Origin of the sequence: Microcoleus sp. FACHB-SPT15 (assembly GCF_014849525.1) — a bacterium.
In the GTDB taxonomy this organism is placed as follows: Bacteria; Cyanobacteriota; Cyanobacteriia; order Cyanobacteriales; family Coleofasciculaceae; genus Symplocastrum; species Symplocastrum torsivum.
Genome location: NZ_JACJNU010000064.1, coordinates 20,062 through 43,851 on the forward strand (window position 1 = coordinate 20,062; position 23,790 = coordinate 43,851).

General features: G+C 45.4%; 16 protein-coding genes. 6 read left to right on the plus strand and 10 right to left on the minus strand.

Going from position 1 to position 23,790, the window contains the following annotated elements:
• Window positions 1-20: 20 nt before the first annotated feature.
• The gene (locus tag H6F98_RS27265; RefSeq protein WP_192221874.1) at window positions 21-1,550 is read left to right on the plus strand and encodes a YifB family Mg chelatase-like AAA ATPase; all 1,530 of its coding nucleotides are present in this window, start codon (window positions 21-23) and stop codon (window positions 1,548-1,550) included.
• A gap of 158 nt (window positions 1,551-1,708) precedes the next feature.
• On the opposite strand, the gene H6F98_RS27270 is transcribed toward H6F98_RS27265, so the two are convergent.
• On the minus strand, window positions 1,709-2,080 hold the full coding sequence (locus H6F98_RS27270) for a hypothetical protein (protein WP_192221875.1): 372 nt from the start codon (window positions 2,078-2,080) through the stop codon (window positions 1,709-1,711).
• Window positions 2,081-2,289: 209 nt separating this feature from the next.
• On the opposite strand from H6F98_RS27270, the gene purB reads away from it, so the two are divergent.
• Window positions 2,290-3,585: an adenylosuccinate lyase gene (gene purB / locus H6F98_RS27275; RefSeq protein ID WP_192222028.1), complete on the plus strand. Its 1,296-nt coding sequence runs from the start codon at window positions 2,290-2,292 to the stop codon at window positions 3,583-3,585.
• Between the two features lie 205 nt (window positions 3,586-3,790).
• On the opposite strand, the gene H6F98_RS27280 is transcribed toward purB, so the two are convergent.
• From H6F98_RS27280 to H6F98_RS27300, 5 genes are all read right to left on the minus strand, one after another.
• Window positions 3,791-5,350, minus strand: coding sequence for an esterase-like activity of phytase family protein (locus H6F98_RS27280; RefSeq protein ID WP_192221876.1), 1,560 nt, complete (start codon window positions 5,348-5,350; stop codon window positions 3,791-3,793).
• A 391-nt stretch (window positions 5,351-5,741) separates the two neighbouring features.
• On the minus strand, window positions 5,742-6,269 hold the full coding sequence (locus H6F98_RS27285) for a hypothetical protein (protein WP_192221877.1): 528 nt from the start codon (window positions 6,267-6,269) through the stop codon (window positions 5,742-5,744).
• A 292-nt stretch (window positions 6,270-6,561) separates the two neighbouring features.
• Window positions 6,562-6,744, minus strand: a complete 183-nt coding sequence (locus tag H6F98_RS27290) for a CsbD family protein (RefSeq protein ID WP_192221878.1) — start codon at window positions 6,742-6,744, stop codon at window positions 6,562-6,564.
• A gap of 431 nt (window positions 6,745-7,175) precedes the next feature.
• Complete coding sequence (locus H6F98_RS27295) at window positions 7,176-7,652, minus strand: hypothetical protein (RefSeq protein ID WP_199348986.1); 477 nt, start codon at window positions 7,650-7,652, stop codon at window positions 7,176-7,178.
• Window positions 7,653-8,048: 396 nt separating this feature from the next.
• Window positions 8,049-9,035 carry a DUF6263 family protein gene (locus tag H6F98_RS27300; protein ID WP_192221879.1) on the minus strand — a complete coding sequence of 329 codons (987 nt, stop codon included), beginning with the start codon at window positions 9,033-9,035 and terminating at the stop codon, window positions 8,049-8,051.
• Window positions 9,036-9,743: 708 nt separating this feature from the next.
• Between H6F98_RS27300 and H6F98_RS27305 the strand changes: the two genes are divergently transcribed.
• On the plus strand, window positions 9,744-11,132 hold the full coding sequence (locus H6F98_RS27305; RefSeq protein WP_192221880.1) for a hypothetical protein: 1,389 nt from the start codon (window positions 9,744-9,746) through the stop codon (window positions 11,130-11,132).
• 140 nt (window positions 11,133-11,272) lie between these two features.
• On the opposite strand, the gene H6F98_RS27310 is transcribed toward H6F98_RS27305, so the two are convergent.
• Window positions 11,273-14,194 (minus strand): aconitate hydratase, encoded by a 2,922-nt coding sequence (locus tag H6F98_RS27310; protein WP_206759682.1) that lies wholly within the window; start codon window positions 14,192-14,194, stop codon window positions 11,273-11,275.
• A gap of 857 nt (window positions 14,195-15,051) precedes the next feature.
• Here H6F98_RS27310 and H6F98_RS27315 point away from each other — a divergent pair.
• Entirely contained in the window at window positions 15,052-18,270 is a 3,219-nt protein-coding gene (locus H6F98_RS27315) for a glycoside hydrolase family 15 protein (RefSeq protein WP_192221882.1), read from the plus strand.
• Between the two features lie 153 nt (window positions 18,271-18,423).
• On the opposite strand, the gene H6F98_RS27320 is transcribed toward H6F98_RS27315, so the two are convergent.
• From H6F98_RS27320 to H6F98_RS27330, 3 genes are all read right to left on the minus strand, one after another.
• The gene (locus H6F98_RS27320; protein WP_192221883.1) at window positions 18,424-18,978 is read right to left on the minus strand and encodes a Uma2 family endonuclease; all 555 of its coding nucleotides are present in this window, start codon (window positions 18,976-18,978) and stop codon (window positions 18,424-18,426) included.
• A gap of 137 nt (window positions 18,979-19,115) precedes the next feature.
• Window positions 19,116-19,694: a Uma2 family endonuclease gene (locus H6F98_RS27325; RefSeq protein ID WP_192221884.1), complete on the minus strand. Its 579-nt coding sequence runs from the start codon at window positions 19,692-19,694 to the stop codon at window positions 19,116-19,118.
• A gap of 70 nt (window positions 19,695-19,764) precedes the next feature.
• Window positions 19,765-20,736: an S-layer homology domain-containing protein gene (locus H6F98_RS27330; protein ID WP_192221885.1), complete on the minus strand. Its 972-nt coding sequence runs from the start codon at window positions 20,734-20,736 to the stop codon at window positions 19,765-19,767.
• 229 nt (window positions 20,737-20,965) lie between these two features.
• Here H6F98_RS27330 and H6F98_RS27335 point away from each other — a divergent pair, with 229 nt between their 5' ends.
• Window positions 20,966-21,709: a 2-phosphosulfolactate phosphatase gene (locus tag H6F98_RS27335; RefSeq protein ID WP_192221886.1), complete on the plus strand. Its 744-nt coding sequence runs from the start codon at window positions 20,966-20,968 to the stop codon at window positions 21,707-21,709.
• Between the two features lie 205 nt (window positions 21,710-21,914).
• Entirely contained in the window at window positions 21,915-23,534 is a 1,620-nt protein-coding gene (locus tag H6F98_RS27340; protein WP_242058722.1) for an NAD(P)/FAD-dependent oxidoreductase, read from the plus strand.
• The last annotated feature ends 256 nt before the right edge of the window (window positions 23,535-23,790 follow it).

The window sequence follows — 23,790 nt, forward strand, 5'->3', positions numbered from 1 at the left end:
AAGTGTCAAGGGATATAGATATGCTTGCAAGGGTTTGGAGTGCTTCTATTGTAGGGATTGATGCCGTGAAGGTGGGTGTTGAAGTTGATGTTTCCGGGGGACTACCGGGAATCGTGGTTGTGGGTTTACCGGATACAGCCGTTCAAGAATCGCGAGAACGGGTGAAGGCGGCACTGAAGAATGCTGGCTTTGCCTTTCCGATGCGGAAGATTGTGATCAATTTGACACCTGCTGACTTACGGAAAGAGGGGCCAAGCTTTGACTTACCGATCAGTGTGGGAATTATGGCCGCATCCGAGCAAGTGAGTGCTGAGTTGCTAGGAGATTATTTATTTTTAGGAGAAGTCTCTCTGGATGGGAATTTGCGACCCGTTGCTGGGGTATTGCCCATTGCGGCAGCAGCAGCGCGGTTAGGGATTGCTGGTTTGGTTGTCCCTGTTGACAATGCGCGAGAAGCAGCCGTTGTCCAAGGGTTAGCCGTTTATGGGTTTAAGGATTTATCGCAGGTTGCTGACTTTTTGAATGAGCCAGAGCGTTACTCACCGATGCAGATTGATGGGTTGCAGGAGTTGGCTCATTCCACGTTGACTGGACCCGATTTAAAAGATGTTAAAGGTCAAGCTCACGCTCGACGCGCTTTAGAAATTGCGGCAGCTGGGGGACACAACTTGATTTTTGTTGGACCTCCTGGGAGTGGGAAAACAATGCTGGCGCGACGACTACCTGGGATTTTACCCCCGCTCTCCTTTGAAGAAGCCCTTGAAGTGACGCAAATCCACTCAGTTGCGGGGTTACTGAAAGATAAAGGAACATTAGTAAGCGATCGCCCTTATCGTAGTCCTCACCATTCGGCTTCTGGTCCCTCGCTCGTCGGTGGTGGTAGCTTTCCACGACCAGGGGAAATTTCCCTTGCTCATCGAGGGGTTCTGTTCCTTGACGAATTAACTGAGTTTAAGCGTGATGTATTAGAATTCTTGCGCCAACCTCTAGAAGATGGTCACGTCACGATTTCCCGCACCCGTCAATCAGTGCTATTTCCTGCTCAATTTACCCTAGTCGCCAGTACCAATCCCTGCCCCTGCGGTTATTTCGGCGATACGATTCAAGGCTGCACCTGTTCGCCTAGGGCTAGAGAGCAATACTGGGCAAAGCTTTCGGGTCCGTTGATGGATCGGATCGATCTGCAAGTGGCAGTGAATCGCTTGAAGCCGGAAGAGATTACGCGACAACCAACTGGGGAGGAGTCAGCACCTGTACGAGAACGAGTACAAGCTGCACGCGATCGCGCCCGAACTCGGTTCAAGAATGATTCAGTGGTGCGTTGCAATGCCCAGATGCAGAGTAATCACCTACGCCTTTGGTGTCAACTGGATGATACCTCTCGGAACTTACTCGAAGGAGCAATTCGCAAATTGGGGCTATCTGCCAGAGCAAGCGATCGCATTCTGAAAGTAGCGCGTACCATTGCTGATTTGGCAGGAGATGATGAACTCAAAACACATCACGTTGCAGAAGCAATTCAGTACCGCACAATTGACAGAATGCAATGATGGTAACGCGTAAAAGGGTTGAGCGAGGATGCATCTCAACTCCTGCGTTCTATCAAGTCTAAGGAATCCATGAGGCGTTAACCCGACCTACAGCCTTCTTTGGCATCCTCATTCGCTATATCAGGAGTATGAAGAAAAAGCAGGAAGAATTTATACTTCTACCTGTTGATAAGTGCCAAACTCAGATGTTTTTGCAATCGAAGAAGTACAGCTTTGAGTAAACTAGCCATACTTTTGGGATGTGCGATCGCCCAAACATTAAGACATACACAGGTACTTGCCAGCCAAAACAGGATGTAAGTCGGAGCCATGACTACTCCAATCATTAACCAAGTCCAGACATGCAGTACCATCACCAAAGCCGGGATACAGGCAAGTACAGCCGCTTGGCGCACCTGAGATTGAGGGCGGTGTAGTCCTGTGAAAACTACCGTCCGTATCGTAAAGAGCAAATTGGCAGGAACCAAAAATGCACAAATGGCGATACAGTTAGCGCGTGAAAACTCAGATAATGCGTTGAAGTCGAACATTCACCAATTTGGATGAGTACTTTTGCTAGTCTATCTCTATGATAGAAGTTCACAACATGGGACTTTTATCCAATTCGGCGGAAATCACTACCCTAAGCTGCTAGTTAGCGTGGAGAGTTAAGGGCTGTTCTTCAAAAGCGATCGCTGATGTCGAACTTAGACTGACAGTGAGTTGTACAATATGACGGTTGTATTCTGCGACACAGGCAGTGATCGAGCGCTACACCCTGCCCGAAATGGGCGAATTGTGGACGGAAACCTACAAGCTCAAAACCTGGCTTCAGGTAGAAATTGCCGTTTGCGAGGCACAAGCCGAACTGGGTGAAATTCCAGAGGCGGCAGTTGAGGAAATTAAACAGAAAGCGAACTTTGACCCCAAGCGGGTGCTAGAAATTGAGGCGGAAGTCCGCCACGATATGATCGCCTTTCTTACGAATGTTAATGAGTATGTCGGCGATGCGGGTCGTTACATCCACTTGGGTTTGACAAGTTCCGATGTTTTGGATACTGCTCTTGCTCTGCAACTTGTCGCAAGTTTAGACATTATCCTGGAACGATTGGAGCAACTTAGTCAAGCGATTCGCTTCCAAGCCCAGAAGCATCGCGATACGGTGATGATTGGTCGTTCTCATGGGATTCACGCTGAACCGATAACCTTTGGTTTTAAGTTGGCAGGTTGGTTAGCAGAAGTGTGTCGGAATCGCGATCGCCTTGTGCGTCTCCAGCAACAAATTGCGGTTGGTAAAATTTCGGGCGCAGTAGGAACCTACGCCAACATTGACCCGAAAATCGAAGCGATCGCGTGTCAGAAATTGGGGCTGCGACCTGATACGGCTTCAACACAGGTAATATCACGCGATCGCCATGCTGATTATGTACAGCAGTTTGCCCTTTTAGGAGCAACAATTGAACGCTTTGCTGTTGAAATTCGTAACCTGCAAAGAACAGATGTCCTAGAAGTCGAAGAATTCTTCTCCAAAGGACAAAAAGGCTCCTCAGCAATGCCTCACAAGCGCAACCCGATTCGTTCAGAACGACTCACCGGGATGGCGCGAATCCTACGGGGACACGCCGTTGCTGCGTTAGAAAATGTTGCTCTTTGGCACGAGCGAGATATTTCTCACAGTTCTGTTGAACGAGTCATCTTACCAGATGTTTGCATCTTGACTCACTTCATGTTGGTAGAAATCACCGATTTGGTGAAAAACCTGTTGGTTTATCCAGAAAACATGAAGCGGAATATGAATCTTTACGGTGGCGTTGTCTTCAGCCAACGGGTGTTACTCACTCTAGTAGCAAAGGGAATGAACCGGGAAGAAGCCTACAGCATCGTGCAGTCTTGCGCTCATGAAGCTTGGAATAAACCAGAAGGTGATTTTCACGCTCTCATTGCCAAAGATGCTCGTGTGACTAGTCAGTTAACGCCAGAAGAAATTGAGGCGTGTTTTGACCCGCAACACCACTTGAAGCACTTAGATGAGATTTATCAACGCTTAGGCATTTAGCAAACCAAGGCTTACTCACTTTGAAACTAAGGTGAGTAAGTCCTAAGTTAGGATTGCTAATTTAGCTGTAGCAGAAAGCGGTCAGCTATCAGCTTTTTTGTTTTCCTTGCTCTCTCTAGTTTTCACACATCTCCCGTCGTACCTCATCCAAGTGAAAACCGCTCTATAAATCCCAACTCACTAACAACCAACAACTATTAGTGTTCTAGGCAAAAATGAAGATGTTACTGTAGCCCATGTCAAGTCCCGCAGATAAGGTTGCTACCTGTACTTGTTCAATTGCGCCTGTACCATCTGCATCAAAGAAGAGCGCACCACTGTTGCTGTCATAAATAAAGCGAGTGCTTGCATCCCCAGCAGCTGAACCAAAGGTAAATTGCTCAGAACCTAGCAATGCACCAGCAGTGAGTTCCCCACCAAAACCACTAGCAGAGAAACAGAGTTTATCCTCAGTCACTTGGAAATCAGTGATGGTGTCTACTCCGGTTGTGCTGTACCAACGGAAGAAACGATCCGCCCCATCGCCGCCAGTTAGGAGATCGTTATCTAAACCGCCAACTATGCGATCGCTACCTGCATTCCCTAAGAGCGTATCACTTCCAGACTTACCTATTAGTGTATTGTTGGCATCATTCCCGGTAATAATGTTGTCGAGTTCATTGCCTATGCCATTGATATTATCGGTTCCCGTTAAAGTTAGATTTGCTTCACCTGCTGGCAGAGTGGTGCTAACAGAAGACAGCAAGGGATTAGTATCCCATTCAAAAGCGGCAAACCGGGTGAGGCTACCAAACGCTTCAAACTGACCGAAACTATTGTCGCTCATTAAAATAAGCGATCGCGTTCCATCAGGCAACGTTGGACCAAAGGTCATCCCTTCAAAATTGTCAGGGGTAAAACCTAAAGACGAGAATTCTGGAGAAAGTAAATTAGCAACTAAGGTTTTCTCTACAGGTATAATGCCAGGTGCATTACCAATATCGTCAAAAGCACTAATATCTGTTGCACCCTCTAAAGACACCTGATACAGCTTTAAGCTAGGTAAAACGTTGACGACAGAGCGCTCCATCACGAGCAGTGTGTTTTCATCTATCGCTAGGATTTCAGAAATGCCAGTAGCGTTGTCAGTGTTGTAAAGATATTCTGCTCCTGCTGAATTTGTCGTCAGGTCGTAGCTCAAGATGCGGCAAGCACTACCAGCATTGAATGTTGAAGCCGTACCATCCTGTTCGAGAGCATTTTCTGTTGCTGCAAAGAGAAATTGTTGGTCAGGGGTAATCGTTAGACCTTCAAACCCTCGATTATCCCGAATCCCAAATGTTGTGTCGGCTGAGGCGGTAAACTTCTCAGGAAGAGCCAGTGTCTGATTTTGTAGTCCTGTGTCTACGTTGAATTGATTCACAAATGGCTGAGCGATTGGCGAACCGAAAACACCTTCTGACGAGATGAAAACATTGCCGCCATTGGTGACGGCGATGCCCTCTGTATCAGAAACATTGGCAGCAAAGGGAGTACCGTTTGGGTTGGATAGGAATGTTACATCTGTGAAATTAACCGCTTGTGGAGTACCTGCACTTAAAGTACTTAGGTCAACTGTGAGGGAGTAGAAGCGGACGGGACCATTACCATTGTTGCGGCTATCGGAGACGGCGTAGTAAACGTTATTTGCTGCATCGTAGGTAATCCCGGATAACCCACCGACTGTGGTTCCGTCAAACGTTGTTGTTGAGTCAAAACTTGACTGACCGATAAATGTAAGTGCCATTCCTAACGTCCCTTATTAATATTGAAATTAGCTAACCTAAGTTATCTTGGTGTGATCGCCTAATAAATTCTAGTTTTTTCCTCTTTTCGGAGAACGGCAAGAATTTCTGTAAAAATTCACACAAAATTGTCCTGAACTTCACAATTGCTTTAAGGGCATCAGTCACAAAAAATAGGGGCACTGTAGAGTGTGTCCCTAGATGTGTCTTGCATTACTATGCAAGCTGTAAGTTTGAGGGGCTTGCTTAAGCGGTCACGCATTTAATTTGTATTATGCACTCTGGGCAAAGGGTTAAAGGGCAAGGGAAAAACCTTTTCCCCTTTAACCTTTCACCCTTCACCTTTTCCCTAACACCGATTAGTTAAATAGGTGATGCGAGATGCACAAGAGCTTAGTATCTACGGTTTCCCAACCACTTAGCGGCAATAGCACCCAGAATCGCTCCCACAAGAGAATTGCTGAGAAACTTGACAATTCCAGGTTTTTCAGCCACCACGTTCTGGAAAATTTCGGGATGATTGTGATAAGTGAACGTCGCAACTTGGCTAACATCATTCGCATTCATGCCGTTGGCATGACAGCTAGACAACTTCAGTTGCTCTTCTAAATCGCGATCGCTTATGCCTATTCCTTTTAGTTGCTTGAGAAATTCACTGGCAACATCATGGCGTTCGCTTGACTTAATTTGTGCGATCGCCTTTTTTAGTTCTGGCTCCATCTCACTGGCAGGAATATGATTTGGGTGTAGAGAACCTCCAAACGCTTGCGGTCGTTCATTTACTGAAGAACACTGAGTCAAATCATCAAAATTTTGATAGTCCTGTTCTGGAATGGCTGAAACCGTTTCCTCCAAAGACTCCGTATCACCACGAGCCAAATTACTCAAGATTTGGCGGTTATATTCTTCATCCTTTGTCATGATTTTTATCTCTGTGTACATTTTAAATTTTTTAAAAAGGTGTGATTATGAGCGAACTATTGAACTAAAAGGGGTTGAAATCTTTTCTTTTTTTATCCCGCGCTCACCACTACTTTAGTATTGGTAAGCACTAAAAAAGAGGCAAAGCTGTAAAGAATTGACAAATTTTCGGGGTAAAATTTACAGCAGCCTCCTGAAACTTCAGTATTTTCCTATTACCCAAGCCAAACAAGAAGAGGGTCTAGATAATTGAAAAACTATCTAGACCCTCCGACATTAGCTAGTAATACAACTATTCAAGTGCTTCTTTTGCTTTGTCTTTTAAGTCTTCAGCGGCATGACGGGCTTGGCTTTCAGCCTGCTTAGCTTTACCTTCTGCCTTATCTTCAGGGTCACCAGTGATATTACCTAAAGCTTCTTGAGCCTTGCCTTCAAGGTTTTTACCTGTAGCTTGCACTCTATCTTCAGTACTCATGTTTTTCTCCCTATTCTTTAAATTGAATACATTTTGAAAAAGGTGGGCAAAAGTTTTGCAACTTTGTTTGCCTTATGTATCGAATTTATCTGAAATTCTTTACCTCTTCGTCCATCCGTAGAAGTATTCGTCAAAAGCCTCTCTTCTTCCTAAAAGCGCAGATTTAGCCAAGCAACAATCAGCTTTCCGTGATGAAGCGTAACATTAACAAGTTTGTGACAGTTGCCTATTCAATCTTTACAAAAATTATAAATTCCACTTACAGATCGAGAGAGAGATAAGCTTACAACGGCTTAAAATTACACAAACAATTAAGCGTGCCTGTAACTCTACTTGGGTGCTATCTTGCTTATCTCCAAAGAGAAAAAGTTTTGACAACAAAGCAAGATGCTAGTGGAACAAGCACGCTGATTAATTAAAGTTAGTTGAATTTAATCTAAATAACCCATGATATCTTCAGCACCATCAAGGTAATTTGAAGCGATAGGACGATTCCCCATGATCATTGCTGTCTCGGAAAGTTGAAGACTACTGGTAGCGATTGGCCGCTCTCCGGAGAGGGTAATTGTATCCCATACCTTAATATGGCTAGCAACAATTGGGCGCTCTCCCATCGCTGAAATTGTTCCAAGAACCTGAATATTACTAGAATCAATGGGGCGGTTGCCCGGTAGAGGAGTTGTTAAAGCAGTCTGAGAGGATGTCTGTATAGCAGCTTCTTGTAAATTTGCTGGGACTGGCATGGCAATAACTTGTGCTCCGTTACTCGCGTTTACACTCGGCTTTTGTGAGGTTTCTACACTATCTACAGCTACTGGGCTTTTAAGGTTTACTTCCTGACTCTTTTTACTCCTACGACTACTCGTACTACTGGAGTTGTTGGCTTTGGCAGTAGCGCTATTGCTCATAAATCGATACCTGTAATCTCTAACAGACTTTCTTCAGGAGCGGGAGAATCACGAGTTTTTACTCTCGATTATTTTTTCCGCTCCGAATTGTTAGAAATATTATAAAGGTAAAGCTATCTTAAGTAAAATATACACAATCCTATAAGTCTGTAAATATTTGTAAATATAGACTTAACTCTACTATCTCTATCGACAAATTTCCCACCCACTTAGATGCTAATTCGCTTAGCTAGTGTCGCAAGGTCAAATCAAGACGCAAGAAGCATACGCCCAAGTTTATAGTTGGTGCAGCAGCCTCGTGCCGTTCTCAAACGTAAACTGGCTATCTGAATCCTCTTATTTGAGCGCCATTCTTCTTAAGTTGGTGCCATTCAATGTAAATGAGAGAGCAGCTAGTTACTGTTGGAACTGAGATTCCAGAGCCATCTGCATCGATAATTGTGTTGTTAATGTCGTTTCTGTCTTGCTATTTGGATCTTTAATGCTCATCTCATTATTGGAACTAATCGACACATTAGAGCGACTGGGCATAGCTGCATTCAATGGCATGATCATCTGTCCTTGACCTTGAGAGCTAAGGGATTTTAAGGTAAAGTCTGCACCTGCTGGTGTCCCTGGTAGAGTCAAGTTTTGAGTATTTGCGTTCTGTTCTAGGGTGACGTTAATCGTGGCAACATTATCTTGTAGATCCACCAACTCATAAACCGTAGTCTGGGATAAGTTGATTCCCGATAAGTTAAGTGATGAGGTAACCCGCCATTTAGCACCTTTCCCGATCGCTTCTGCGGGAACTGGTGAAGAAAATTGATCGAGGGAATTTGATAATTGCTCAAATAATTGTTCGGTGATTGGGTCACTTCCCTCTGGGAGATCAAAGTTGCCTGATTTGACTTGTCCTCGATTATCAGTAATGTAAGTGCCATTAAGACCGACTAGCTGTTGGATTGTCGATCGCATACTCTCAAGTAGCTCTGGTGGGACAGCGCTATCAGCGACAACATCAGCGTCGGTGTAGGCGAACTGTAAGTGAATATCCCCATTCGGATCGACCTGAGTGACTGTAACATCCATCTTCATCACACTTGTCGGGATTTTGAACTTGGGGACAGCTTGACCTCCTACGGAGCTTGCTGCGTCCATTGTTGTGGTGATGCTGACCGTTTGCTTGGTGTTAGCGGGTGGTGCAAAACGCAGTTCCTGTCTGGGTTCTGCCCCTGTACTCAAGAGTTCTACTTGTTGAGTTGGCGTAGCGGGGCTAGTTTGGGGATTGTTAGTTTGCGTCATTACAAACGGCGTTTGGGCGCTGACAGGTGCAGCGACAGGCTTGAGTGCGCCTCCGGTAAGGAAAAGACAAACAGAGCTTGCGAATAGTATCTTTTTCATGAGTTTAGTTTATGGAGAAAGCTCATTTATCGAGTGTTAGCGCTCACATTCTAGCTTTTGTACCTTTGGGTGTTGGCATTGGCAAATCTCAAGGAATGTGGATGCGATCGCGTTAACGCAACGTTCTTTTAACTGCTAATAACTGACCACTAACTGCTACATTGCAGAATGCTTAAGCAATAAAGTGCAATTACCGCAGTGATAAGAGTCACAGGGTTATGTTGAGAATTTTAAAACTCTAAGCGTTAGTGACAGGATACGATATTCTTGCTTTATTTGTTGCTCACAAACCTTCAAAGCCTGGATGAGCAGTGGTTCCCTGACTGAACCTTTTCTTTGGCTAAGGAAATATTACTAATATTTACGCTTGAAGATTGAAAGAATACCAGCGATAGAAGTTCTATACTCTGACGCGCCTGATAGTAATAGTGAAGTTTTTTGAGTTGCTAATTCCTTAGTTGACTTATTTTTACTGTATTACTTAGGATTAGTGTTACTAATAGTACACTCCTTTAGCCAGAGGAGATGTAGTAGAAATCCAAGTAATTTAGTTAAATGTGGAAATTTTTGAGTAAATTCCTTGGTTCCTTATTTATTAGTGGTAGATGTTTTAGGTGGAGATATGAAGCTCGACTTCTATAGATTCTCATTTGCCGAGGCAGGGGAATGAATTGTTGATATTACTTTTACGGAAAATAGTATAAGGTAATGCGAACTCAAAATTCTAACCACCAAACAAATAGTAGTCAGATCAGGGCTTTTTATGCTCAAAAGCCAGAGACGACTAGGGAAGATTCTCAATCTAATTCTAGCAACCAAAAAAGGTTTCCCTTAGGAACTCAAGAAACTATATGTAATTTTTTCTTATCACAGGTCAGAAAACAATCACCAGATTGGCTTTTGCAGCAATTTGATAACTTATTTATTTCCCAGGCTGAAAGAGTTCCAGCAGACATTCATCATGCGTTGTATGCAATTATTAGCTTAAATCAAAAAGATATCTTTAATAGTACGATAATTCGGTCTTGTTATATTTTAATCAACAACTGGAGTGCTGCTAGACATTATCAACACATACAGCAACTCGTTCAGCTTTTTGCACAAGTACCAGAAGTATCCAAAAATCAAATCTTATCTCCAACTCAGCAACGTATAAGAGGCTGGTTAAAGGATTTCTTTCACAGCCAGGATTATCAAGAACTTAATCTATTTGTTTCTAAATACACTAGTCGAGAAAAATCTCGTTGGAGTAACCGTTATGCTTCTTATTTACTAACTGCTCAGTATCAAGATACTAACAAGCCGATAGAACAACGAGAAGCCGCCAAACTAGTCGCTCATCAGCTAAAGGAGCAGTTCAAGCTTGATTTAGCGATGTACACCGCTTATACACCAAAGGTAGCCGCGTCTATTAAACGATACCAAAACCCAACGGTTTTAGGTGCAGATGTTCTGCGTTTAATGCAGACTATTCTAACTAAACGCGGGATGTTTAGTTATATCAATTTTGCCAATATTTTCAGAAAACAAGTTGAGGGAATTAGCTATAAAAACCTTAAGGAAAGCTTTCTCAAATATTTAGTATTTTCTATAGAAAAATGTGAATTATTAGAATTAGTGGAAATCTATCTTATAGAGCATTTAGAATTGCTTTATCAAAGGCATGAAAACCAAAATTGGGACTCTTATTTGCTTCTAAGAACTTGCAATCGAACCATTGAATTATTGACAACTCAAACCAAGGGAAAACCTTCTAAAATATTTAGTTTATTAGTAATTCAGGGTAAATCTTTAACCTTGTCTATTCTTCTTCTTAAAATAATTTTAGTTAGCAAGAACAGCTATATTCATTTAGAATCCTGCATTGGTTATTTAATTCAATATTATGAAGATGAATCAGAATCCGAATGTCAGTGGTTAATTAATTTTCTAGAAGTCTTAAAAATTACTTTGACTGTTTATGCTGAGAATATTCGCTACAACTTGGTAAGCGTTGAAACTGAGCAGCCCAAACAGGAGGCAGGTGATGATTTTAGTTCTTATCGGGTTTTTTCTCAGGTAAAGCCAGAACCGAAAAATAGGGAGGTAGGGAAGTAGGAAGGAGAGCATCCCAATTGTGCAAATACATTTTCTTGTGGGAGAGGCCGGAAAGCCTGTCAAAGCTAAAGGGCGGGCAGGATGCCCACCCCACAATAAATTATCTCTGCAAAAATGAGATGCATCCAAGTGAATGCATGTTATTCCACCAACTGTCTTAGTACATACGGTAGGATACCTCCATGACAGTAGTAATCAACCTCGATCGCAGTATCGAGCCTTAGAAGCACTGGCACCTCTTTCTTCTCTCCTGACGGGTACTCGATCAAGAGGGAGAGAGTCTGGCGGGGAGCGATGCTACTTTCCAAACCCTTGAGGGTAAATAGCTCCTCCCCGGTTAGCCCCAAACTAGCGGCGTTCGTTCCCTCCAAGAACTGGCAGGGCAAAACTCCCATGCCTATCAGGTTGCTCCGGTGAATTCGCTCAAAGCTTTGGGCGATAACTGCTTTCACTCCCAGGAGACTCGTTCCCTTCGCTGCCCAATCCCTGGAACTGCCAGTGCCGTATTCTTGTCCCGCAATGACTACAAGGGGAGTATTAGAGGCTTGATACTGCATTGAAGCTTCATAAATCCCCATCTGCTCACCGCTAGGATGATGGACGGTTACGCCTCCTTCAGTCCCAGGAACCATTAAATTTTTGATTCGCACATTCGCAAAGGTGCCACGAACCATCACATGATGATTGCCACGACGAGAACCGTAACTGTTGAAATCTTCGACAGCTACTCCATGCTCCTTGAGATAGGTTCCTGCTGAAGAACTCGGTTTAATTGCACCTGCGGGACTGATGTGATCGGTGGTAACTGAATCTCCAAATATCGCAAGAGGTCGGGCATTAATAATATCAACGACCTTCTCAGGCGACATACTGAACCCTTCAAAATAGGGAGGCTCCTGGATGTAGGTGGAGGCGGTGTCCCATTCGTACACTTCGCCGCCAATGGGACGAATTTCATCCCAAAGCTGATTCTTGTGTTCAACACCCTTGTAGAGGCTTTGATAAGTATCGGGGTCTAACGCTGATGCGGTATGTGCGCCGATTTCCTCTAAAGTCGGCCATATTTCCTTCAAATAAACGTCCTTCCCCTCCTTATCTTTTCCCAGAGGTTCGTTTAGCAAATCAACCAGCATACTTCCTGCGATCGCATAAGCGACCACAAGCGGAGGACTCATCAGGAAGTTGGCTTTGATATTCTGGTGTATCCGGGCTTCAAAGTTACGATTGCCTGAAAGCACACTAGCTGCAACAATATCCTTTTGCTGGAGAAGCGCCTCGATCGCAGGCTCAATTGGGCCGGAATTTCCAATACAGGTCGTGCAACCATACCCCACCAAATTGAAGCCCAATTCATTAAGATAGGGCTGCAATCCCGTTTTCTCCAAGTAATCCGTCACCACACGCGAACCTGGTGCCAGCGAGGTTTTCACCTTAGGATTCACATTCAGTCCCCGCTCTACTGCTTTCTTGGCAACCAAACCGGCCGCAAGCATTACACTGGGATTGGAGGTATTGGTACATGAAGTAATCGCCGCAATTAGTACATCTCCATGAGCAATTTCAAGCTCAGTTGTTGGAAACTCCTCCCGAATCGCCTGCTCTTGCTCGTCCGGCAGCATCTCCTCGATTCGGTCGGGAGTCGGACGATTGGTCATCATCTCGATCTCGGTGATGGCGCTTGTGTCTTTCGTACTTTGGTTTCCAGCACCCATCGGTACTGTCTCAGATGCCTGTTCGCCTCCACCCTGATGCGATCGCTCTATATCAATATCTTGGGTGTTGCTAAACTTTACGCCGATCTCGGAAGCGGGTTTACTATACCCTGTTGCTGTCTGGGATTGCAGCGTCTCAAGGAAACCCGGTTTGACATTTTCCAGAGCAATTCTATCCTGAGGACGTTTTGGGCCAGCGATCGAAGGAGTCACTTCAGCCAGATCGAGTTCCACTACCGTGCTGTACTGGCATTCACCCTCTTGAGGAATCCCAAACATTTTTTGAGCGGTGTAGTAGTTTCGTAACGCATCTACCTTCGCTTGGCTGCGTCCGGTTGCTGCCAGATAGTCACAGGTTTTTTCGTCAATCGGGAAGAAGCCAATTGTCGCGCCATACTCAGGAGACATATTGCCAATTGTTGCTCGGTCTGTCACGGACAAGGAAGACGCTCCCTCACCATGAAACTCTACAAATTTACCGACAACCTTCGTCTTGCGAAGCAGTTCAGTAATATGAAGCACGAGGTCAGTGGCTGTGACTCCCTCCCGAAGCTTACCCTTCATGCAAACGCCTACTACGTCAGGAGTAAGGATGTAAACTGGCTGTCCCAGCATGGCGGCTTCTGCTTCAATCCCCCCAACTCCCCAACCGACTACACCGAGTCCATTAATCATTGTTGTATGAGAATCTGTCCCAACAAGGGTGTCAGGGTAGTAAATTTCGTCCTTCTCAAGCACTCCTTGGGCGAGGTATTCCAGATTTACCTGATGACAGATTCCGATTCCCGGTGGTATGACATTGAAGCTCTTGAAAGACTGCTGGCACCACTTAAGGAACTCGTAGCGAGAGATATTCCGCTTGAATTCCATCTCCAAATTAAGGTTAAATGCATCAGCTAGACCTGCAAAATCGACCTGTACTGAGTGATCGATCACAAGGTCTACAGGCACAAGCGGTTCAATAATTTCGGCAGGTTGCCCCATTCGGGCTACAGCCGATCGCATCGCTGCCAGATCGACTCCCAGAGGAACTCCGGTAAAGTCTTGAAGCAACACCCTCGCAACGATAAACGGAATCTCGGCTGTGCGATCGGCGTTTGGCTGCCAGGAGGCTAAGGTCGTAATGTCTGACTCTTGAATTTTATTTCCGTCGTAATTCCTCAGCAGCGACTCAAGAATAATCCTCAAACAGACAGGGAGTCGGGAAACCTCTCCAATTCCTGCCTCTTCAAGCTGAGGGAGTGAGTAGAAACGTCCCTCTTTAGAGGAGGACACGGGAAACATTTGGAGAAATTCAGTACGATCGAATCCCATAGATGGAATCACAACTGGGCTTTTATTAGATGTCATGCTCATCGGTAGTCACGCGCTCTGGTAAATGTTGGATATCAAGGAATAAAAACTAAGCGTATTTTGTAAGTCGTCGCCATGTAATGAGCATCCTATCGAGAGTACTTTTTAAAATAAGTTCACAGAAAACAGACAAGAACTGGGAACAAAAACCCCTTACCTGTCCAGTTCAGTTGTTAGTGAAAACTTATCTTAACTAAAATGATTTTGTTTCTATCAATAGATAGTTTATCTTACTAAGTTTCTGTACCTTTTGGCAGATAACTCCTATGTTTTCATTTTCCCTATGAGTTGGGTAGATTCTCTTGCAACACTTTGCTGGTCTACTTCAGAGGCTCTTGGTCTGTACCTGTTGATTAGCGTAATCCACAAGCACTCTCCTTGAATGGAAGACCGATTAATCAGGGAATAGTAACAATTTAATTGACATTCCTATTATGTACTTGGGTACTTCGTCAGCATTCAGGCAATCGGTGATACCAATAATGTCTAGGTTTATTTATGTAATGCATGGATAAAGACATTTATGGTTCAATGCATCTTCTATCTTTTGAGATAATTTTTCCAAGTTATTGTGTTATTCGTAAGTGCGGTTAAAAATCGAAAAAGTTATCAAATATACGGATAGATTTATCTAAATTTTGATACAGATACAGATTAGTAGTAAATTCATGGCTCTAACTACAGGGTCAACCTCTTTTGTAAAAAAAGCCGTTAAAAAAGACCTTTAGAGAAATCTAATCAACCTCAATCAGTTGGCGAATCGCCTGTAAAAGACCCAGTTCTAGAGTCAATTCCACGTATTGGATTTGTCTTACTGCGCCTGGGTCAAATCCCTAAGTTTACTGGAGAAGTCTATGTCCAAAATCACTACTCAATTATTAAATCGTCTGGATGATTACTATCAACAAATCAAAACAATTATTCTTTCACGCCAGAATCCCATCACAGGTTTACTACCTGCTAGTACTGCCGTTACTGCTCACGGTGACTATAACGATGCCTGGGTGCGAGATAACGTCTACAGCATTTTATCGGTGTGGGGTTTGGCGCTAGCTTACCGCAAACTTGATGAAGATAGAGGACGTATCTATGAACTCGAACATAGCGTCATCAAGTTGATGCGTGGGTTGTTGTACGCGATGATGCGACAGGCTCATAAAGTTGAGCGATTTAAATATAACCAGGCGATAAAAGATTCCTTACACGCTAAGTACGATACCCATACAGGTGACATCGTTGTCGGTGATGGAGAATGGGGACATTTACAAGTTGATGCAACCTCGCTTTGGCTGCTGATGCTTGCCCAAATGACCGCTTCGGGGTTGGAGATTATCGATACCATTGACGAGGTGAACTTTGTCCAAAATCTAGTTCACTACATCGGACGTGCCTACCGAACTCCCGATTATGGCATTTGGGAGCGGGGCAACAAGATTAATAATGCCCATCCCGAACTGAATGCCAGTTCTATAGGCATGGCAAAAGCGGCACTGGAAGCAATCAATAAATTAGATTTGTTTGGTGTCCGTGGTTCTCAAGCTTCTGTTATCCACGTCCTACCTGATGAAATTGCTCGTGCCCGAATTACACTGCAAAACCTGTTGCCGAGAGAATCTAACTCTAAAGAAGTTGACGCGGCTTTGTTGAGCGCGATTAGTTTTCCTGCATTTGCGGTGGAAGATGAGGAGTTAGTGGAACGCACACGCTTGGAAATTATCAACAAACTGCAAGGACGATATGGTTGCAAACGTTTCTTGAGGGATGGACACCAAACAGTTTTGGAAAATTGCGATCGCTTGCACTACGAACCTTGGGAACTACAACAATTTGAACATATCGAGTGCGAGTGGCCATTGTTTTTCACCTACCTACTTCTGGATGGCATATTTCGGGGAGATGCAGCGCAAGTTAAAGAATACCAGGAGCGTTTGGAGTCAATAGTCGTTGAACGCGATGGTTTACGTCTCCTACCAGAGCTTTACTACGTTCCCCCTGAGAATGTAGAGGCAGAGAAAGCAAATCCTCACAGCCAACCCCGTTTGCCGAACGAAAATATCCCATTGGTTTGGGCGCAAGGGTTGTATCTGCTGGGTCAGATGCTGAGTGAGGAGTTATTGTCCGTTGGAGATATCGACCCACTGGGACGTTATTTACGTGTAGGGCGGCAACGGGAAGTCGTCGTCCAAATGGCGCTGCTGGCGGAAAATGAAGACTTGCAAGCCAAGCTGGAAGTCTACGGTATTGAGACACAAACACCTGAGCAGATAGAGCCGATTCAGGTGCGTCACGCAGGGGAGCTGTCAGCCGCTTATACCCAGGTTGGGCGCAACGACAAGCTGGGTATGAGTGGACGTCCGGCGCGGCGTTTGCGGAGTCTGACAACATCAAGAATCTATCGTCTTCGGGGCGAGACAATGGTGTTCCTGCCGTGCATTTTAAACCCGCAGCAGTTTTACCTAACGCTTGACTACCATTTCCTGGTGGAACAGATTAAAAGTGAACTGGCTTATATCCGGGATCATTGGAATCCACCGGGGCGTCCGACAATGACGCTGATGTTGACCCAGACGATGTTGGAGACGGGCAGCGAGGCGTTGTTGGCATTGATGCAGGAACTCAAAGACGGTCATTGTAATGGTGTAAAGGTCAAACTAGGGCGGCTAAATCAGCTAATGCTGAAAGCTGGAAGTGAACGAATTGATTTTCTGCACGACTTTGAATTTTCTAAGGAGTCGGTCAAAGATACCATGTCAAGACGGTATCATTTGGCTTGCGCGAGTGAGAAAAACTTGCCATTGAACTATACCCAAGAATTTCAGATCGAGTCTGAAACCGAGGCGGCAACCTTGCTTTCTCAGTTGCGTGAGTCTCTTAACCTGTATGAGCAAATTCAGTTGTTGCAGAGGTTAACCCGTCTGTGCGGTCTTGAGTTTGACACAGGTTTTGGTGGCTGGGGGCAATCGGTTACGGTGGCGGACTTGCTCGATGAAGTCTACACAAAGGCAGGTCATACCGGAGTTTGGGCAGTTATTCGTCAAGCTGCTGGGCTGCGGCAGATGGTCGATCTTTGTTTGTCTGACATGGTGACCAATCTGCTGGTGCGCGGCAAGCAGGTTTCTGTCGGCAGGTCTTACAGTGAGGCATCGCTGATTACCAGCCCGATGCCTAACAACCAAATTATGGAAAAAATCCAGGAGTTCTGTCGTGAGGATATTAGAGATCAGGTTCTGACTCAGGAAATTCTGATTTATCTCGGTATGTTAATTAGGTCGGAACCTTACCTGTTCAAAGGTCTACTGACGCTACGTGTAGGTTATTTAATTCTCTTGATTACCAGCGAACTGGCACGGGAGTTGGGTGTCACTCAGGATGAAGCCCATCAACTGTTGATGGAATTTACACCGTTTGAGGTAACTAGGCGGCTACGTTCCTGTTTAGCTGGGTATGCAGGGATGAGTCAGCTATTACGTCAGCAAGAATCGCTACAGCTTAAACAAAACGAGAGTGAAATTGATTGGGTGGTACAACCAGCAACACAAGATGAAACAGTGCCAGAAGGAGGCTGGTTGCGTTATCGGCAACAGCAGGGAAGTATGAACCGCCTGCCACCGGACTTTTTCAAATGTGTTTGGCGCTTGATGAAACACGGCAAAGGCGTGTTGATTGGCGATAAGCTAGAGCCTCGTAATCGTCTAGATAGTGACTTTTTGCTGGCACAGATGACACCTGGGGAAAAGAATTTTGCCCTGCGAGTGGAACATCTGCTCAATAAAATTCCAGCACCACAGTACAGACAAGTCAATGTTGAGACACTGATAACATTGGCTCAAGTATGCGATCGCAACCCCGACTTGCAAATTAAAGAATATATCGTGCTGGATGTGCTAATTGGTCATGCTGTGCGACTAGCATGGCTGGAACGCTATCCTGAACGAGCTAACTACTATGATGAGGACAAAGCCGCTGCATGGTCTTTGTTTTACGACACGTCTCCTCGCGAATGTGCAAGCTTTTACATCAAAGCGTTCCGCTTCCTCACCGAAGTTAGGCAAGTCAGTGCCGTGAAGAGTTGATACTAAACTGTTCATGGGCATTCACGCTCATGAACAGCTTGGTATTAAGAGTACTCAAGCCGCTTCAGGAAAAAGAGGTAACGGCAAAAGGATTTGCGCTCCTAGTTGACGGGGAGTGGCGCTTTCAGTTATTCATGGGCTTTTAGTCAAATGTCATCCTTCTAACAACCGTTGCACCGAAACCACAACGTCGGGAAATGCCAGGGGACGAATTTCTCCAGCCGTGAGGATCGATTCTGATGCGTAGTCCCCATTAACAGGGTCACGAAACACCTTGAGGTGTCTATTCTTTAAATTCATCACCCAATATTCAAGAATGGAGGCTGAAGCATATGCCTTGCGCTTGATATCTAGGTCTTTCGCTAGGCTGGTGTTAGAGAACTCAATCAGCCAGAAAATGTTTTCTGGGTAGGGATGGTGTTGCAAGTACTCCCTCCCTAGCGGTTGAACGATCGCAATATCCGGTTCGGGTTCGGAGGCGCTATCGGGTATCGTGATGGGAGCAGCTTCGCGGATTTTAACGCGAGTTCCTAACAACTCTTTCAAATAGTCTTTTGCTTGTGTCCGGTAATAAGCATGGGGTTCTCCCTCTGGGGGCATTTCTATGATTTCTCCGTTTAAAAGTTCGACGTGACGACTTTCTAAAAGACCGACTTCAATCATGCGGTGATAGTCGTGTAGTGTCCATTTGGCTGTCGTTACGGTCATCACAATGTCCTCCAGATACTGGGGATTTATTTAATTTTGACAGTTTTACTAAGTTCGCCGATATTTCTCAGTTAGAGTTTGCAACGAAAGGCACGTTGAAGAAGGGAAATGCTAACGCATCCAAATCTTTGCTAATCTCATCCTCTAGCATTCATCACCCGCTCACTCGTTAAATCCAAATTCGGCAGCATCGGCGAGACAATTCGTTCATTCCCCTGAAAAACCCGCTCCTCATACAATCCTTCAACCCACTCCAGCACAGTAAGCCACCCTTGCATCGGGTCAACAATCCAATACTCCGCAATCCCCCGCGCCGCATACTCAGAACGCTTATAACGATAGTCTCGGTCTACGTTTTCCTTGCCCGGTGACACCACCTCAACCACCAACAGAGGCGGCGGCATATCTATCATTACCGTAGACCGTCTCGCCCCTTCTAACTCCGTTGCCAGTTCCTCAGAAAGCACCATCAAATCCGGTAACCGCGTCGTTGCCCGTGAACCACTCACCACAAGTTCTGTCTTCATCGTCAATCGATAGGGAGGAATCCCCTGTTGCAGAAAACAGGCAAATAAGAATGCGGCAATCCGCCTATTGAGTTCACTTTCTGGAGGCATAACTAGCAACTCCCCATTCACCAACTCATAAAGGGTATCTATGCCGTCGTCATAGTTAAGATACTCCTCAAGCGTCATTTTCTGGGATGCAATAGTCATAATTGCCAAGCCTCCTGCAAAGACATAGCTGCTCTTACCATATGTTTGATAGAAGCTTAACTGCCAGCGTTTATTGTGGCTTAACAACATAGTCAGTACGAATCTCTTCCACCTTGCCAGCTTTTGCCATCGCTTGATGAATCAATGCCGCCGCTTCAGCACGAGTGATGAGGATGTTTGGGTTTAGTTGTTGGCGATTGGGATGATTGACCACAATCCCTGCTTGTGTCGCTGCTGCCACAGCATTGGTTGCATACTGAGGAATTTGAGCAGCATCTTGATAAACCTGCAAAACTTGGTTAGGAGCCGCAGGTGCAGGTAAATCCAGCCCACTATTGAGCGCTAGCAAGGCTTGCAGTTTGGAAATTTCTTGTTGAGGTCGAAACACCTCTCCAGGATAGCCGCGCATAAATCCTTTGGTGGTCGCTTGCCGAATTGCTGATGATGCCCAGAACTCGTTAGCAACATCCTTATAGTTTGCGGTGTATCTTGGAGTGCCTACAACGTTTCCTTCACTAAACGCTTTATCTAACTGAGCCGCGAATGCTGCCCTTGTTACTGGCTCGTCAGGGCGGAAGGTTCCATCAGTATACCCAGCAATGACTTCTCTCTGGGTTAGTGATTCAATGTATGGACGTGCCCAATAGTCTTGAGGAACATCTGAGAAACCCTTAACTGGAGTAGCTGGAGCTTCCGCTTCCTCTGCCTTTGCTGCTGGGGCGGCTCCCACTATTAAGGGACCCACTGCTCGCGCTCCTACTCTTCGTGGTCCTACTATTGTTGGTGACGGTGACGGTGTCTCTCTTGCTATTGGAGTGGGTAACGTTGCTTCTGGCGCAGGGCTAGGACTGATTAAAACTCCTGGACTGGTTGGAGTAGTTGTTGATGAAGGATCTAAGGCTTCAAAACCAAACCGATTGTCCTTTTGACCAAGCAACACAGCCAAAATTGTGCCAATCACACCGAAGGCGACAACAACACCAATTAACTCATCGAAACCTAGATTAGACGAACGAGGGTCACGAGGCGGTAAATTCGTCATCGGCACTTCACCTAATTAGCGGCAACAATGTCTCAATTCTAGTGACGGACTTGCATTCCGGCTCACTTGCTTCCGGTTTTAGTTTAGCGGTAAAGTGCTTCTTATTGAAGCTCTCCGTTCTAGCTAGCACTAGAGTACAAGAATTCTTGAGAGATGTTGCACTCACTCGGTTTGGATTAAGTCTACAAATCAGACAAATGGGTTACCCCAATCCAGCACCCTGAAGATTATGATTTTCGACCAGTCAGAGTTTGAGCTTCGGTGTGAGTGGGGTGAGCAAGGCGTGGCAAAACTTGCCGCGATTAGTGATGTTGTAGTTATTGTCGATATCCTCTCTTTTTCAACGTCTGTTGAAATTGCGACTAATCGGGGAGCAACAATATTTCCTTACCGATGGAAGGATGAATCTAGCGTTGATTATGCCCTATCTGTGAATGCCGAACTCGCAAGTCAGAAGCGTCAAGCTAACAATGGCTACTCCCTCTCTCCTGTCTCACTGGTTGATATTCCGGATGGAACCAGACTTGTCTTACCATCACCCAATGGTGCTTCTCTGACTTTACGCACCGGGCAAACACCGACACTAGCTGGCTGTCTGCGTAACTGCAAGGCTGTCGCAGATTTTGCCCGAAGCAATGGAACCAATATTGCTGTTATCCCTGCTGGCGAACGCTGGGAAGATGGAAGTTTACGTCCAGCTTGGGAAGATTTGATTGGGGCGGGTGCAATTCTCAGCTACTTAGATGGAAGACTCTCACCAGAAGCAGAAGTCGCTGTAGCAGCATTTCAGAATTTGAAAGGTAATCTTGTCACGGCTTTGGAACAATGTAGTTCAGGTAAAGAGTTGGTTGCGCGGGGATTTGCCAAAGACGTTGAACTTGCCGCCGCTATCAATATCAGTAGTTGTGTTCCGTCATTGGCTGATAACGCTTACCGCAAAAATGGGTCTAAAGCTTGCGTTGATGCTGCATAGTGATTAACTGTTAGATTACTTGCTCTCCACTAGCTAAGCGAGTCAGTTAACCTTGATGTCAAGTTTCACCAGCTCTTCCCGTCAGACCTACACGATGCATCCCTCGTCAGCTAAGCCTTCCATGTTTTGTTAAGAAAGATGCGATTAATGCATAGGGGCTAGGGGGGATCTAAGGGGCGAGAAAACACGCCCTAGCCTCTACCCTATGAAGAATGCGATCGCCACAAGCGGTAATGTGGGATTAAGGGAGTTAGCGATCGACAACGAAAACAGCACAATGGCTTCAAACGCATACGACTACGACGTAATCACAATCGGTGGCGGACACAATGCCCTGATTACCAGCGCCTACCTAGCTCAAGCTGGCTACAAAGTGGGAGTGTTTGAGCGCAGAGATATTATTGGGGGCGCTGTCTCTACCAAGGAAATTGTGCCAGGATACCGCTTCGATCTTGGTGGTAGCGCACACATTCTAATTCGCTTAACACCGATTGTGCAGGAATTGAAGCTAGAGGATTACGGGCTAGAGTATATCGAACTAGACCCGATGTTCTTTGCCCCGTTTCCCGACGGCGATGCGGTATTCTTCTACCGGGATGAAGCAAAAACTATTAATCATCTAGAAGCAAAATTTCCCGGACAAGGCGAAGCTTACGCCCGTTTCCTAAACGATTGGCGACCCTTGATGATCCAGATCAAAGACTACTTCTTGAGTAGTCCTAGCCCATTCGAGTTGGGCAAGAAGATGATTCGTGGTAAGTCTAAGCAGGTGGGTTGGTTCAATACGTTCCAAACGCTGTTTAGACCATTTGGTCAAGTCGTCGATGATTACTTCACTGAAGAGAAGATTAAGGCACCATTAGTCTGGATGGCTGCCCAATCTGGCCCACCACCGACTGAATCGCTGAGTGGCCCATTTGTGCTTTGGCAACCGCTTTACCATGAAGGCGGTGTCGCCCGACCGAAGGGTGGTTCGGGAATGCTAACGCAAGCGATCGCAAAACACATTACCGCTCATGGTGGAGAGGTACACTTAAATGCGCCTGTCGAGAAGATTCTTGTAGAAGACGGACGTGCAGTTGGCATCCAAGTTGAGGGACAGACTTACACTGCACGGGTAGTCATTGCTGGAACCCATGCGATCGAAACATTCGGTAAACTCTTACCTCCCGAACACCGACCCAGAGGTGCAAAAAGAATGCGGACAGGTAATGGCTTTGCCGTTATGCTACGTCTGGCACTAGATTCTCCGATCTCCTACATAGCCCATCCGGGTAAAGATGCACGGGTTGCCTTGCAACTACTTTGTCGCGATCGCCAGCAAATCAACACCGCTTTCAGTGACTACCAAAAAGGTGAACCCGCACAAGACCCGCCCATCTTTGCAATGAGCTTCAGCGGTGTCGATGATACACTAGCTCCACCGGATGGTGAAGTGTTATGGCTGTGGGGACAATATTTCCCTTACGAACTCGCCTCCGGAAACTGGGATGATCGGGCAGAGGAAGTGTCCAAGAATATTCTAGATACCTTTGAGAAGTATGCTCCTGGAACCCGTTCCAAGATAGTTGGGCAATTATTCCAGCATCCCTTATGGTTAGAGCGTGAACTTGGGTTGTACCGAGGTAATGTCATGCACTTGGAAATGAGCATGGATCAGATGTTTATGCTGCGCCCTTTCCTCGGTATGGCTAACTACAAAACGCACCTTAAGGGGCTGTACCTCACTGGGGCAAGCACACATCCAGGTGGCGGAATTATGGGCGCATCAGGTCGTAATGCTGCACGGGTGGTACTCAAAGACTTGGAGCGTAAGAAACTCTGAGCTTCAGGGGATGGCACACGCCATGCACGCCTACATGAAGGCGAGATTCCCGACTTCTCAAAGAAGTCGGGAATCTGAATCATTTCGAGTGTTATTAACTTGAAAAATTGAAGTTTTATTAAGTTTCATCTTCCTCAAGAGACAATCATTAGGAGTATTTCTAAATACTGAGACTTCATACCTCTTCCCTACTTCTAGATTTGAACTAAAGGAAGAGGCTTTAAATGATGCTTATAGGGAGTATGAAGCGATAAAC